Below are 14,209 nucleotides of genomic sequence, written 5' to 3'. Positions count from 1 at the left end.
TCTATTTTTATGCCAAAATTTATTATGGAGAACCTGAGACCTGAACCCTTTTTTACTAATGACGCTGTAGTATTAGGACTTCTATTATTGGTTTTGGGCATAATCTTCTATACCTCAAATTTAAAACATAAATTTTGGTCTCGTTTTTACAAATATGTGCCTGCGTTGTTGTTGTGTTACCTCATTCCAGCCGTCCTAAATTCTTTGGGTTTAATTTCGTCTGAATGGGATGTTGTAGATACAACCGGGCAAGTGACTAAAGAAAAATCACAATTGTATTTTTTTGCTTCAAGATACTTATTACCAGCATCTTTAGTCTTATTAACTTTAAGTATAGATTTAAAGGCAATTGCCAACCTCGGTTGGAAAGCTTTACTGATGTTTTTTGTTGGAACTTTGGGTATTGTAATAGGTGGTCCATTAGCAATACTAATCATCTCCTATATTTCACCAGAAACATTAGGAGGAACAGGTTTTGATGCCATCTGGCGTGGGTTATCTACCCTAGCAGGGAGTTGGATTGGTGGTGGAGCCAACCAAGCTGCTATGCTAGAAATCTTTGAATATAACCCTAGAAAATACGGCGCTATGGTTTTGGTAGATATTGTCGTCGCCAATCTTTGGATGGCATTAATTTTATTAGGCATAGGTCAACGTAAAAATATTGATAGATGGCTAAAAGCTGATAATTCTGCCATAGACGATTTAAAAGAGAAAGTCTCTGCCTATGAAAAAAGTGTGTCACGTAAATCAACACTTTCTGACATGATGATAATTTTAGCGATTGGGTTTACCGGTGTAGCACTCGGACACTGGTTTTCTAAAGAAATTTCAACTTTCCTAATTTCAAATTTTGAAGTGTTTAGTGATAAATCTTCAGCCTTGAGTTCCTTTGCCGGTCAATTTTTCTGGATGATAACTATTGCTACGGCATTTGGTATTGCGTTATCATTCACTAAACTCAAACGTTTTGAAGGCGTTGGCGCTAGCAAGATAGGTTCTGTATTTATCTATATTTTAGTCGCTACTATTGGGATGAAAATGGATTTAACCACCGTTACCGAAAATCCGGGCTTAATTGGTATTGGCCTGATTTGGATGAGTATTCATGCTGGACTATTAATTTTAGTGGCAAAGCTTATTAAAGCGCCTTATTTCTTTTTAGCGGTTGGTAGTCAAGCAAATGTTGGCGGTGCGGCGTCAGCACCTGTGGTCGCCTCGGCATTTCATCCGTCTTTAACAAGTGTTGGTGTGCTTTTAGCAGTATTTGGGTATGCTGTAGGGACTTATGCGGCGATAGCTTGCACAATTTTAATGGAAATGGCATCTAAATTTTAAATATGAAAATTAAATTATTATGCTTAGTTGTTTTTATCTCAACCTTGAGTTGTGAGACAAAAAACCCTGATTTAACCATAACAGGTGAAATCTCAGGATTAAAAAAAGGGAAACTATACCTTCAAAAAGTCAAAGATTCTGCTATCATTAATATAGACTCTTTAGAGCTATATAATACCAATCAATTTCAGTTTGATGTGCAGCTCAATCACCCTGAAGTGATGTATTTGCAACTAGAAAAAGATACCTTAGAGCGAGCTGATAATTTCATTGCTTTTTTTGCCGATAAAGGTCATTTAAATGTCAATGCAGAATTGGATGCATTTATGTATGCCAAAATCAAAGCGGACTATAAAAACCAACAACAATTTCAAGAATACAGTCAAAACATTAAGCGTTTTGGAGACCAAAAGCTAGAATTAATTAAAGCCGAACTCGAAGCTAGAAAAGCTAATAATCAGAATCGTCTTGATAGTATTAATCAAGCTTATAACAAAATGTCAACTAGGCGGTATTTGTATGCCATTAATTTTGCGATGAATCATCCTGATTTAGAAGTTTCCCCCTATGTTATTTTAAATCAAGCCCAATATATTAATACAAAATACTTAGATTCTGTTTATCAATCTTTTGATAAGTCTATTCAAAAATCTTATTACGGGCAAGAACTTAACAATTTGGTAACGCAACGCCATTCAAACTAAAGCACCTTATCAATGTATAAGTGTGTCTAAAAAATTTTATCTTTTGAAAACATATTTTAATTTTTTTTGTTTGCTGTGCCTATTGTTTTGTTTGTCTTGCGAAGATATTGCTAACAATCGAAGGCTGATTTTTACAGGAAATTTGATAGACGAAAATAATCAACCTATTCAAAATGCAAGATTAGTCTCAACACTTAATGCTGACCTTAGCTTTGCAAGTGCTCAAAACAAAATTGGTCAAGGACAAACCAATGCTAATGGTTTTTTTGAATTTACATCTTTAGTGCCGTTATCTTCAAACGCAGGCTTACAAATTCTTCCAGAAGAATCTGACGCTGTAACTGATGAATTTGCAGATGTTGCTTTGGCATTTAATAATGGTGTTTTTGATAATGTCAATCAAATTGAATTGAATGACTTTGAAATTCCAAGAAAAGCTATTTTAGAGCTCAACATTCTAAAGACTTCTACTGAACCTGTTTTTTTAGAATGGACAATTGAGCGAAAAACGGCTCAATGTTTTATTTCTATTTCTGATTTAAATCAATTAGAAAACATTGAATTTTGCGATACGTTTTTCAGTATTTCAGGTCAAAATAGTCCAGAGAATCCAGAAGAATCGCGAACAATTGAAAGCCTACGCAACTCCACAGTTTTTTTTATTTACAGTATTAACAATGCGCCCAATCAAGTTATAGAAATACCTTTAAACAACCCTAGCAATGTCTTTGAGTTTACTTACTAAAACACTTATTTTTACAATTTCTTTTTGTGCTTGTTCATTACTAGCGCAAACTTCAGATACTATAGATAATAAAATAAAACAATCCAAAACTCACCTCAATATTGAATTTTCTGGTGTAGTGCCAATAGCTATTGGTAATAATTTTGCAGCAGATGGCATGGACTTTAAGTACGGTTTAGATTTTAGTTTTAAAGGCTATTTTAACAATCACTTTTTTTTTGGATTAAAATTTCAACATTTAAGAGCTGATGTTGCTGATGTAACACTTGTTGGGGTTTTTGAACACAGTAATGTCAATTCATATCTAGCTGTTGGTGGCTATCGATTTATTTTAGATGAACAATTTAATTTAGAAACTTCATTAGGAATAGGAGCCACGGTTTATAACAATAAAAAAACATCAACCACTTTTGACGAAAAAATAGATTTTGAAGATGACGCCACAACACTGCTCTTTTCTACTGCTGCGAGTTATGAAATTTCCAAAAACTTAAAAGTTTTTATCAAGCCAGAATACCGTATAGATTTTATGCAGATTGATACTGCACCAATCCGTCAAGATTTTTTTGATGAAGCGCATTTTTTAAACATTTTGGTAGGCATACGGTTTGGCTACTAAGTCTTTCAACTTTATTAAAGTAATACTAAATCTCTATTTTTCATAGGCAAGTTGAAGGAGTTTTATTTTATTTACAGTCAATATATATTTTATGGATAAAGCTGAAGACAAATATGTGATTCTGGTCGATGAAAACGACAATCCCATTGGTAAAATGGAAAAAATAGAAGCTCACGAAAAAGGTCTTCTTCACCGTGCATTTTCGGTATTTGTCTTTAATGATAAAGATGAATTGCTATTGCAGCAACGGGCTTTGACAAAATATCATACGCCAGGCCTGTGGACCAACACCTGCTGTAGTCATCAAAAAGAAGGTGAGTCTCATGTCGAGGCTGGTAAGCGTCGATTACAAGAAGAAATGGGGTTTTCAGTGCCTTTAAGAGAAGTGATGTCTTTTATTTACAAGGCGCCTTTTGCCAATGGTTTAACTGAACACGAGTTTGATCATATTTTAATTGGATATTATAACCATGACCCTAAACCTAATCCTGACGAAGTTGCAGATTTTAAATGGCGAACATTAAACCAAATTAAAGCAAATATGGCCAAATATCCTGAACAATATACAGCCTGGTTTAAAATTATATTTGAGAAATATCTTTCTGCCATAAATACAAAAAAAGTTATATGAAAGTCACTGTCCACAGAAAAGCACACTTCAACGCCGCCCATCGTTTATATCGAAAAGATTGGACAGATGAAAAAAACGAAGCTGTATTTGGAAAATGCAGCAACCCGTATTATCACGGTCATAATTATGAATTGGTGGTTGCAGTAACCGGAGAAATCGATCCAGAAACTGGTTACGTTATAGATATAAAGGTGCTCAAAGATTTAATCAAAACTGAAGTGGAAGACGAATTTGACCACAAAAATCTCAATGAACAAGTTGAAGTTTTTAAAACTTTAAATCCTACAGCTGAAAATATTGTAGTGGTAATATGGGATAAGTTGAGAAAACATTTAGACAATAATCTTGAATTGAGTGTAACTTTATACGAAACACCAAGAAATTTTGTAACCTACAACGGTCAATAATATGAAAGTTAACGACAAACTAAAACCTTTTACAGCTAAAGATCAAAACGAAGAAGAATTTGATATTTCAAAACACCTTGGTAAAACACCTTTAGTCATATATTTTTACCCAAAAAACTTTACGCCGGGTTGCACCAAAGAAGCCTGTAGTTTTAGAGATAGTTATCAGGATTTTCAAGATCTCGGTGCTGAAGTTATTGGCGTAAGCGGAGACAGTGAAAGTTCGCACCAGCGCTTTGCAAAAAAACACAATTTACCTTTTACTTTATTATCAGATAAGGACGGTAAACTCAGAAAACAGTTTGGCGTAAAAAAAAGCTTGTTGGGCTTGCTACCAGGTCGAGAAACCTTTATTTTTGACGACGATGGGGTTTTAATTCACCGTTTTAACAGTATGGATGCCAAACCGCATATCAGAAAAGCTTTAAAAGTTGTCAAAAAAATTAATACATAAACCTGAGCTTTACCCTCTAAAATTTAAACCCATTCTCAAAAAAAAAATCTGGGGTGGTCAGCATTTAAATTATAAAGATAAGTCAGTCTCAGAAGATACTAAAATTGGAGAATCCTGGGAAATTAGTGGTGTTGAAGGCAGTGTTTCTGTGGTAGATGGTGGAGCTTTAGAAGGTCAAAGTTTAAACACTGTTTTAGCAAATTACAAAGAAGAATTGGTCGGTCAATCCGTATACAAGCGATTTGGAAATGAATTTCCTTTGTTGATTAAATTTATTGATGCCAAAGAGAATCTATCGGTTCAACTTCACCCTGATGATAAGATTGCCAAAACCAAGCACAATTGCATGGGTAAAACCGAAATGTGGTATGTTATGAATGCTGAAAAAGACGGTTTTATCATCGCTGATTTTGATAGACCTATGAACAAAAATGATTATCTCAAAGCGGTTAAAAATAAGTCGATAAAAGATGTTTTAAATCACATTAATGTTACATCCGGTGATGTGTTTTTTATTGCTCCCGGTTTAATTCACGCCATTGGTTCAGGCGTTTTATTGGCAGAAATTCAGCAAACTTCAGATATTACTTATAGAATTTATGATTGGAATAGGGTAGACGAACAGGGGAAATTTCGAACACTACACCAGCAAGAAGCCTTAGACGCCATAGACTTTACTTCAAAAGACCCAAGTGTAAATTACAATAAAACAACGAATAGTTTAAATAAAGTCGTTTACAACCCACACTTCAAAACAGATTATCTTCATGTGAATGGTGAATTTGATTTAGACTTATATTCTCCAGAGAGTTTTTGTATTCTTATTAATGTTGGAGTCGATGCAGAAATCGTTTTTGAAAATAGAGTCTTTTCCATAGCTCAACAAGAAACTTATCTTATTCCGGCAACAATCTCAAGGTTAAAACTCAAGGCCAATTCATCTGATTTTTTGGTTGTCCATATATAATGCTGATTAAATGATCAGATAGAAATAATTTTGACTCAACTCAAATATACTTTTGAATAGACTTTATAAATAAAATATTTTAGCTTTAAAGGTAGGATAATTCAATAGCTATTGTATTTTTGATCCGGTTTAAGCCATAACTATGACCCAACCCAAACCTAAAATTACTGGCCTAATCATTACACTCAATGAAGAGAAAAATATTAGTGAAGTCATTGAAAATATAGATTTTGTCGATGAGATTATTGTTTTAGATTCTTTCTCAACCGATAAAACGGTCGATATTGCCCAATCTTACAAACATGTCAAAGTCTATCAAAATAAGTTTGAAAACTTTACCGATCAACGCAATTTGGCTTTAGATTATGCTAACCACAATTGGATTTTGTTTCTAGATGCCGATGAACGTTTAACTTCGGAATTAAGAAAAGAAATTCTCGAAACCGTCAAAAACGAAGACACCGCAGAGGCTTATTACTTCTTCAGAAAATTTATGTTTAAAGATAAGCCGTTGCACTTTAGCGGTTGGCAGACCGACAAAAATATCCGTTTATTTAAAAAAGATGCAGCTCGATACTCCAAAGAGCGATTAGTTCACGAAATCTTAAGGGTCAAAGGTCGAACGCGAACCATGAAGCACAAGTTGATTCATTATTCTTATATTGATTACGACAGTTATAAACAGAAAATGATTAACTATGCTAATCTCAAAGCTAAGGAGCTTTATATGAAAGATGTAAAGCCCAACTTCTTTCACTATTACATCAAACCGGCTTATAAGTTTTTATATACATTTTTAATTCGCCTTGGTATTTTAGATGGCAAACGCGGTTTTATTATATGTTATTTAAATGCTTTAAGCGTTTATTATCGCTATCCTTTTTTAAAAAAACTTTACCAATCTAAGAAGGAACCGATTTAAACTTGTTTTTAAATCGTTTTTTACGGTGAAATTTTCTTTGAAACCCTGATGTGGCTTCCCATAGCATTTTAAACAACTTATCTGAATTTTCTCCATTCAATTTTGCATATTCATCAGCTATGATGCTCACCATATCGAGTTTTGGTGTCAATCTTCTTAGGTTGAACATACGTTGTTCAAGACTCATATTATCGTGAAATGTCATCCGGTTTAAATCAACAAGATAAAATTTATAATGCTTATCACTTTCTTTTTTTATTAATGTATTTCCAGGTGAGTGATCTTTAAACTCGATACCGTTTTCGTGCAACTTGTAACAAAATTGGGTGAACTGTCTTAATATTTCTTCATGTTTAGGCCAGTTAGAATCGGTTACTAATTCTCTAAACATCAAGTCATATTCAAGATGTTCACAAACGTAATAACTATTTGTGAGACCTAAGATGTCTTTATATTCTACGTAGGCTATGGGTTTTGGTGTGCCAATATTGTTATCAATTAAATATTGAGCAAAATTATAAGAACGTTTGGCTTTAGACGCTCTAAAGTAGGTGTAAATGATTTTTTTAATAAAGTTTGGCCTCTGAAAAGCTTTGATATTTAAAACCAAATCTCCGATATCAAAGATTTTTATACTATTACGACTACCGCCATATATTAATTGCCCTTGTTTATCAAAATTTGAAATGCAATTTATAATCTCAGTCTGATAAGACTTAAAATCCGGATGAATTTTTATAATCATGTATAAAATAAGTCTGAATGCAAAATTAAGAATATATTTTATAAAGATTAGTAAATGTTATTTAATTGTAGATTTAAAGTTTAAAAGTTTTATAAACACAACTGGTTTCATTTAGTGAAACTTATTATGTTTGAATTTTGGTATGAAAGTCCATTTAATAAAAAAACAAACAATAGTAGGCTATATATCTGATAATGCTAGAAGTAAATCATCTTTTTAAGTTTGGTTATCTCTTATAAAATATGCTGATTGGGATGTTCCTTCAGATATTGTATCAACGTTCAATTCAGCGGATATATTAGGCAAATCTTCAGAAAGAGTTGTATTTAATATTGGCGGTAACAATTTCAGGCTTATATGTAAATACCACTTTGGTAAGTCAACGGTTCATTTGTTTATCAAATGGATAGGAACGCATGCTGAATATTCTAAATTATGCAAAGAAGGAAAGCAATTTCAAGTTAATGATTTTTAAAAAATAAAATATGAATACTGAAGTCTTAAAATATACAGTTATACACAATCAAGAACAGTATAATGAATACTGTGACATTCTAGAAGAATTAGTTGTTAGCGAGTCTAATCAAGAAGATGAGATAGAATTGCTAAATCTTCTCATTGAGAAATGGGATCAAACACAATTTTCTCGTGAAGATTTAGACCCTATACAATCTTTGAAGGCACTGATGTCTGAAAACAATCTCCGTGCTAAGGATTTAATTTCAATATTAAATTTATCTAAGGGAACTATTTCTAAAATTTTAAATTACCAAAAAGGCTTATCCAAAGAAAGCATCAGAAAATTAGCAGATTATTTTAAAATATCTCAGGTAGTTTTCAATAGACCTTATAAACTGAAAAATAACTAAATCTTGTATAATTATCCTAGATTAAAAAAAGAAGACATACAGACAATATTTTTTGCCAATTATCAAAACCCTATTAAATACTAATTTATAGATTTATTAAAAAAATCATACTTTTGTAATCTTATGAAATCTTTTTTCAATCAAATATTAAGTGTTTTGATGGCTATTGTAGTTTTAGCTTCTACAATGTCAATGACAGTTAGCACTCACTACTGCGGTAATATTTTGGTTGATAAAACGATTATGAAACCGGCTCAAAAATGTGCAATGCACGATGTGTCCTCACAACACGAGAACGAAAGTAATCACAAGAGTTGTTGTGATGACGAAGTTGAAATTATTAAAGGGCAAGACCAATTGAAGCTTCAATCTACAGATTTTGAGCTGCCACAACCCATTTTTATTCAAGCTTTAGTGTATACGTTTTTTATAAAACCTACACTTCAAACCCATAAAACACCTTTTCGCTACGAATACCCGCCACCGTTATATCAAGCTGATTTTCAAGCTTTATATCAGGTTTACTTAATTTGATTTTAAAACATGATTCTTTTTGCTCTTTTTGATTCTCATCAAACAGAGCCAAACACTAGTATTTATGTTTTAAACTCAAGTTTTCATGTTAAATCAAATTATAAAGTTTTTTCTCAATCAGCGATTGGTGTCGTTGATACTTTTAGCGGCAATCGTCATCGGTGGATTAATAGTGTCTCCATTTCAATGGGCAGATTCCTTTTTGCCTCAAAATCCCGTTTTGGTAGATGCGATTCCGAACACTGGTCCGAATCAACAGATCGTTTTCACTAAATGGCCAGGCCGCTCACCACAAGATATCGATGACCAGATCACGTATCCGTTAACCACTTATTTATTAGGATTACCAGGCGTAGAATCGGTGCGCAGCAATTCTATGTTCGGGTTTTCCAGTATCTATATCATTTTTGAAGAAGATATTGAATTCTACTGGTCGCGGTCACGAATTTTGGAAAAACTCAGTGCCATTCCACAAGGGCTTTTACCTGATGATGTTAAACCCACTTTAGGACCGGATGCTACGGCATTGGGTCAGGTTTTTTGGTATACTTTGGAACCTAGAGATGAAAATAATAATCCAACCGGTGGCTGGAATCTTGCTGATATTCGAAGCGTTCAGGACTTTTATGTCAAATATGGTTTAAGTAGTGCTAAAGGGATTGCTGAAGTCGCTTCCATTGGCGGTTTTGTCAAAGAATACCAAATCGACGTCAATCCCAATGCCTTAAAATCTTATGATATTTCCTTGATGCAAGTCGCTAAAGCAGTTAAAGCAAGCAATCGCGATGTCGGTGCCAAAACTTTGGAGATTAATCAGGTAGAATATATCGTTCGTGGATTAGGCTATCTGGAAAATCTCGAAGACTTTAAAAACATCGCCGTTGATGAAGCTGATAATGTACCAATTTATCTAAAAGATGTAGCACAAATTAAAATTGGACCAAGTCAGCGTCGTGGTATTCTTGACAAAGCTGGCGCTGAAGTCGTTGGTGGTGTTGTCCTAGCTCGCGATGGTTATAATCCTATGCAAGCTATTAATAATATCAAAGCTAAGATCGAGGAAATATCGCCGGGTTTACCTACAAAGACCTTATCTGATGGCACGAAAAGCCAACTTAAAATTGTGCCGTTTTACGACCGTTCAGAATTGATCAATGAAACCATTGGCACATTAGAAGAAGCCATCAGCTTACAATTGATCATTGCGCTACTGGTTATCATTATTGTGGTTTTTAATTTGCGAGCCTCGCTGGTCGTTTCAGCCGTGTTGCCCATATCGGTATTACTGGTGTTTATCGCCATGAAATTATTTCATGTTCAGGCCAATATCGTGGCTTTATCGGGAATTGCTATCGCCATAGGAACGATGATAGACTTAGCGATAATTCTTTCAGAAAATGTATTGAAAAAACTGAAAAACTCGCCTGAAAACTCATTGGTCAGGAATATCTACGAAGGTGCTGCCGAAGTGAGTTCAGCTATTTTGACAGCGGTTTTAACGACTGTAGTCAGTTTTGTTCCGGTTTTTGCACTGGAAGCAGCAGAAGGTAAATTGTTTATTCCCTTAGCTTATACTAAAACTTTTGCGCTGATCGCCGCCTTCTTAGTGGCGGTTTTGATCTTGCCAACATTGATGTATTTCGTTTTTAAGTTAAAAATCAACAAAATCAAAACGGCATATTATCTCAATGCAATGCTTGTCTTTATTGGAATTTGGACAATTTTTAATGCGTTTTGGTTGGGAGTCTTTATCCTGATCTATGCTATCGGTTATTTCTTGTCTTTTCAAACTTTCAACAAAACATTTCAACCTAAAAACCTCCATTTTTATGTATTGATCGCTGGCGTTTTAGTTCTGCTTTCTCATTTTTGGTTACCACTAGGACCACAGCGATCAATATCATCTAACACTTTATTTGTAGGGATTTTAGTTGGTGTTTTACTGCTATTTTATCTGTTGCTGCAGAAGTATTACGCTCAAATTTTGAATTTCTTTTTAAACCATATTAAAGGATTTTTACTCCTACCTCTAATGGCTATTTTGATAGGAATTATGGTTTGGCTTGGGTTTGCTAAAGTCTTTTATTATCCAAAACAAGCCTCAAATGCAATCGGGTTTTCTATAGAAAATACAACATTTTGGAAGTCTTTGGATAGGACTTTTCCTGGTATTGGCAAAGAATTTATGCCAAGCCTCGCCGAAGGTAGTTTTATCTTGATGCCAACGAGTATGACGCATTCCGGTATCGAATTCAATAAGGAAAAACTGCAGCAAATGGACATGTTGGTCAGCCAAATACCGGAAGTAGAAACGGTAGTTGGGAAACTCGGTCGTGTTGAATCGGCTATTGATCCGGCACCGATTTCGATGTTTGAAAATCTGATCACCTACAAAACTGAATTCATTTTAAATGATGATGCTAAGCAGCAGGCTTTTGAAGTTGGTGAAAAGGGTTTATTTAAACTTCAAGGCCTAAAAATTCAAAATGATCAGGTTAAGAACTCGAATGACACCGAAGCTATAATTTGGTTTGATAATACTGAATTTGTATTTAAAGACAAATCGGGTCAAGCTTTTTCTGATGCTATTCAATCTAAACTATTCCATGAAATCGACAAAGATTTCCATTTGTATTTAGTTAAAAATGAAGACGGTAAGTATTTTAGAAATTGGCGCCCGCATATCCAATCTCCGGATGATATTTGGAATGAAATTGTAAACGTCACCAAAATCCCGGGTTTAACTTCCGCCCCAAAATTACAACCGATAGAAACCCGCCAAGTGATGTTACAAACCGGTATGCGCGCACCGATGGGCATCAAAGTATCCGGACCGGATCTGCAAACGATTGAAGATTTTGGACAAGAATTAGCAACCATTTTAAAACAAGTGCCACAGATCAAAACCCAGGCGGTTTTTGCCGATCGCCTAGTGGCCAAGCCTTATTTGCACATCAATCTCAACCGTCAAAATTTAGCCCGCTATGGTTTGAGTATTGATGAGGTTCAAAACTATATCTCTGTAGCTATTGGTGGCGAAGTATTGACCCAAACTGTTGAAGGACGAGAACGATATGATGTGCGGGTTCGATATCCACGTGAATTGCGAAATTCGCCTAAAACCATAGAGAATATGTTAATTTCCACATCAGAGGGAACACAAATTCCACTCGGTGAATTGGTTGAAATCGAATATAAACCCGGTCCACAAATGATCAAACGCGAAGAAACCTTCCTCAATTCGTATGTTTTGTTTGACCGCGCCGATGGTGTTGCTGAAGTGACTGCTGTTGAAGCAGCCAGAGATGCGATTATATCTGAAATTGATAAAGGAAACCTAAAAGTGCCAAGCGGTGTCAGCTACAGATTTGCGGGTAATTTTGAAAATCAAGTGCGCTCAGAAAAACGCCTATCGTTGATAATTCCCGTAGTTTTTTTGGTGATATTTTTGATTTTGTATTTCCAATTCAAATCTGTAAAAATCAGTTTGATGGTATTTTCATCTATCGCTTTAGCCTTTAGTGGCGGTTTTATCATGATTTGGTTGTATGGGCAAGATTGGTTTTTGAATTTTAGCTTGTTTGGCGAAAATTTACGGGATATTTTTCAACTCAAAACCATCAACTTGAGTGTGGCGGTTTGGGTTGGATTTATTGCTCTGTTTGGCATTGCCACCGACGATGCGGTCTTGATGGCAACTTACCTTAAACAATCGTTTAAACGCAATCCTACCAAAACTAAAAACGAACTACGAGAAGCAGTGTTGGAAGGCGGATTGAAAAGAATTCGCCCGGCGGTAATGACTTCTGTAACAACGGTCATCGCGCTTTTACCTGTCTTGTCCTCTACGGGAAAAGGTTCAGATATCATTGTGCCAATGGCGATTCCGGCTTTTGGCGGAATGCTCATGGCCAGTTTGACCTATTTCTTATTGCCTATTTTATTTTATATCGTTTACAGCAGAAAGCTGAAATCGACTTCTGAAATTAACTTGAACTAAAAATTAATCGATTTTAATATGATACATTTTTTCTACATAAAACATCTTAGCAAATCAGCTCCCTTAATTCTAATAGCTTATTTAGGGTGTTTATACTCACACGCGCAGCATTTAGATAGCTTAAAAGTAGAAGCAGCTGAAAATAACTTAGCCTTAAAAGCGCAATACAAAAGCTTTGAAGCTGAGCTTGAAAACGTTACCCAAGCCAAAGCCTGGCAAGACCCGAATTTGAGTTTTGGCTACTTCATCAGCCCGATAGAAACCCGTGTCGGACCACAAATTGCCCGATTTTCTTTGAAGCAAATGTTACCCTGGTTTGGCACTTTTAAATCAAAAGGCAACATAGCCAGTTACAAAGCCGAAGCTGAGTTTGAAAAATTTCAAGATCAGAAGTTAAAATTGTTTTTGAAAGTTGCTAAGCAATATTATGAACTTGTGGCCATAAAAGTTAACAAACAACTTGAAGCGGAACAATTAGAACTATTGGAAGATTTAAAATTGATCACGAAAGCCAATTATGAAAATAATCAGGTTCAATTGATTGATGTTCTAAGAGTTGATCTAGAAATTGATAAGCAAAAGACAGCGATAGAAGTTTTAAAAGAGCAAGAACAGATTAGAGTAACGCAACTCAATCAGTTGATGAACAGACCTTTAAAAACACCGGTCGAGATAATAAAACCAAAACAAGTTTTAGAAGAACGCAAGTTGATGAAAATAGACTCGATACCAACCGAACATCCACGAATGCAAAGGATCAGACATTTAAAAGCCTCTAACAACGCAAAAGAGAAACTCGCCCAAAAACAAGCGCTTCCGCAATTTGGAGTAGGATTAGATTACGTTATCATTCAAGACCGAAATGTTATGACGACAGATGCGGGTCAAGATGCGTTGATGCCGATGCTGTCTTTGAGTTTACCCATTTTTGGTAAAAAAAATACATCCAGACAAAAACAAGCTCAACTTGAAGGAGAATCACTTCAATTTCAATTAGAACATGAAAAAACAATGCTACAAAGCGACATTCAAATGGCAAAGTATGAGTACAACGAACTTGAAAAATCCGTAGCGCTTCATGAACAACAAATGCAAAAGTTGGACGATATCTTGCAACTTTCAGAAATCGCTTTAGCAAATGCAGCAATAGAAATAGAGGAAGTTTTACGACTTTATGAAGAACATTTACTCCATCATAAAATGAAAATCAGAACACTTGTTGAGCTTCAAAAAACCCAGGAAAAACTGAATTACCTTACTTTAAATTAAAATAT

15 protein-coding genes are annotated in these 14,209 nt (G+C 34.8%); 14 read left to right on the top strand and 1 reads right to left on the bottom strand.

All coding sequences use genetic code 11. The features are described 5' to 3' along the window. Positions 1-9: 9 nt before the first annotated feature. The 9 genes from FCN74_RS06405 to FCN74_RS06365 all read left to right on the top strand — a co-directional run bounded on the left by FCN74_RS06405 (position 10) and on the right by FCN74_RS06365 (position 6,787). On the top strand, positions 10-1,338 hold the full coding sequence (locus FCN74_RS06405; RefSeq protein ID WP_394348024.1) for a DUF819 family protein: 1,329 nt from the start codon (positions 10-12) through the stop codon (positions 1,336-1,338). Positions 1,339-1,340: 2 nt separating this feature from the next. Continuing rightward, positions 1,341-2,042, top strand: a complete 702-nt coding sequence (locus tag FCN74_RS06400) for a DUF4369 domain-containing protein (RefSeq protein ID WP_138931758.1) — start codon at positions 1,341-1,343, stop codon at positions 2,040-2,042. Positions 2,043-2,085: 43 nt separating this feature from the next. Next, entirely contained in the window at positions 2,086-2,787 is a 702-nt protein-coding gene (locus FCN74_RS06395) for a hypothetical protein (RefSeq protein ID WP_138931757.1), read from the top strand. Beyond that, complete coding sequence (locus FCN74_RS06390) at positions 2,765-3,406, top strand: DUF3575 domain-containing protein (RefSeq protein ID WP_138931756.1); 642 nt, start codon at positions 2,765-2,767, stop codon at positions 3,404-3,406. Before FCN74_RS06395 ends, FCN74_RS06390 begins: the two co-directional genes overlap by 23 nt. A 91-nt stretch (positions 3,407-3,497) precedes the next feature. After that, a complete protein-coding gene (idi, locus tag FCN74_RS06385) occupies positions 3,498-4,037 on the top strand; it encodes an isopentenyl-diphosphate Delta-isomerase (protein ID WP_138931755.1) in 540 nt (179 codons plus the stop codon). Further along, positions 4,034-4,444, top strand: a complete 411-nt coding sequence (locus FCN74_RS06380; RefSeq protein WP_138931754.1) for a 6-pyruvoyl trahydropterin synthase family protein — start codon at positions 4,034-4,036, stop codon at positions 4,442-4,444. Before idi ends, FCN74_RS06380 begins: the two co-directional genes overlap by 4 nt. A 1-nt stretch (position 4,445) precedes the next feature. After that, positions 4,446-4,898: a peroxiredoxin gene (locus FCN74_RS06375; RefSeq protein WP_138931753.1), complete on the top strand. Its 453-nt coding sequence runs from the start codon at positions 4,446-4,448 to the stop codon at positions 4,896-4,898. After that, positions 4,876-5,865, top strand: a complete 990-nt coding sequence (locus FCN74_RS06370; RefSeq protein ID WP_246062574.1) for a type I phosphomannose isomerase catalytic subunit — start codon at positions 4,876-4,878, stop codon at positions 5,863-5,865. Before FCN74_RS06375 ends, FCN74_RS06370 begins: the two co-directional genes overlap by 23 nt. A 142-nt stretch (positions 5,866-6,007) precedes the next feature. Continuing rightward, a complete protein-coding gene (locus tag FCN74_RS06365) occupies positions 6,008-6,787 on the top strand; it encodes a glycosyltransferase family 2 protein (RefSeq protein WP_138931752.1) in 780 nt (259 codons plus the stop codon). Here FCN74_RS06365 and FCN74_RS06360 read toward each other — a convergent pair. Further along, positions 6,768-7,532, bottom strand: a complete 765-nt coding sequence (locus FCN74_RS06360) for a lipopolysaccharide kinase InaA family protein (protein ID WP_138931751.1) — start codon at positions 7,530-7,532, stop codon at positions 6,768-6,770. The genes FCN74_RS06365 and FCN74_RS06360 overlap by 20 nt on opposite strands. Before the next feature lie 235 nt (positions 7,533-7,767). Here FCN74_RS06360 and FCN74_RS12415 point away from each other — a divergent pair, with 235 nt between their 5' ends. The 5 genes from FCN74_RS12415 (at position 7,768) to FCN74_RS06335 (ending at position 14,204) form a co-directional block, all read left to right on the top strand. After that, positions 7,768-8,007: a type II toxin-antitoxin system HigB family toxin gene (locus FCN74_RS12415; protein WP_212751763.1), complete on the top strand. Its 240-nt coding sequence runs from the start codon at positions 7,768-7,770 to the stop codon at positions 8,005-8,007. Between the two features lie 10 nt (positions 8,008-8,017). Then, positions 8,018-8,401: a helix-turn-helix domain-containing protein gene (locus FCN74_RS06350; RefSeq protein WP_138931750.1), complete on the top strand. Its 384-nt coding sequence runs from the start codon at positions 8,018-8,020 to the stop codon at positions 8,399-8,401. A 123-nt stretch (positions 8,402-8,524) separates the two neighbouring features. Further along, positions 8,525-8,935 carry an HYC_CC_PP family protein gene (locus FCN74_RS06345; protein WP_138931749.1) on the top strand — a complete coding sequence of 137 codons (411 nt, stop codon included), beginning with the start codon at positions 8,525-8,527 and terminating at the stop codon, positions 8,933-8,935. An 85-nt stretch (positions 8,936-9,020) separates the two neighbouring features. Beyond that, positions 9,021-12,935, top strand: coding sequence for an efflux RND transporter permease subunit (locus tag FCN74_RS06340; protein WP_138931748.1), 3,915 nt, complete (start codon positions 9,021-9,023; stop codon positions 12,933-12,935). Positions 12,936-12,953: 18 nt separating this feature from the next. Next, positions 12,954-14,204 carry a TolC family protein gene (locus FCN74_RS06335; RefSeq protein WP_138931747.1) on the top strand — a complete coding sequence of 417 codons (1,251 nt, stop codon included), beginning with the start codon at positions 12,954-12,956 and terminating at the stop codon, positions 14,202-14,204. Positions 14,205-14,209 lie beyond the last annotated feature (5 nt).

This window comes from Mesohalobacter halotolerans (genome assembly GCF_006120725.1).
In the GTDB taxonomy this organism is placed as follows: Bacteria; Bacteroidota; Bacteroidia; order Flavobacteriales; family Flavobacteriaceae; genus Psychroflexus; species Psychroflexus halotolerans.
Note: the sequence above shows the minus strand (reverse complement) of the source record. Positions and strands in the feature narration are given on the sequence as shown.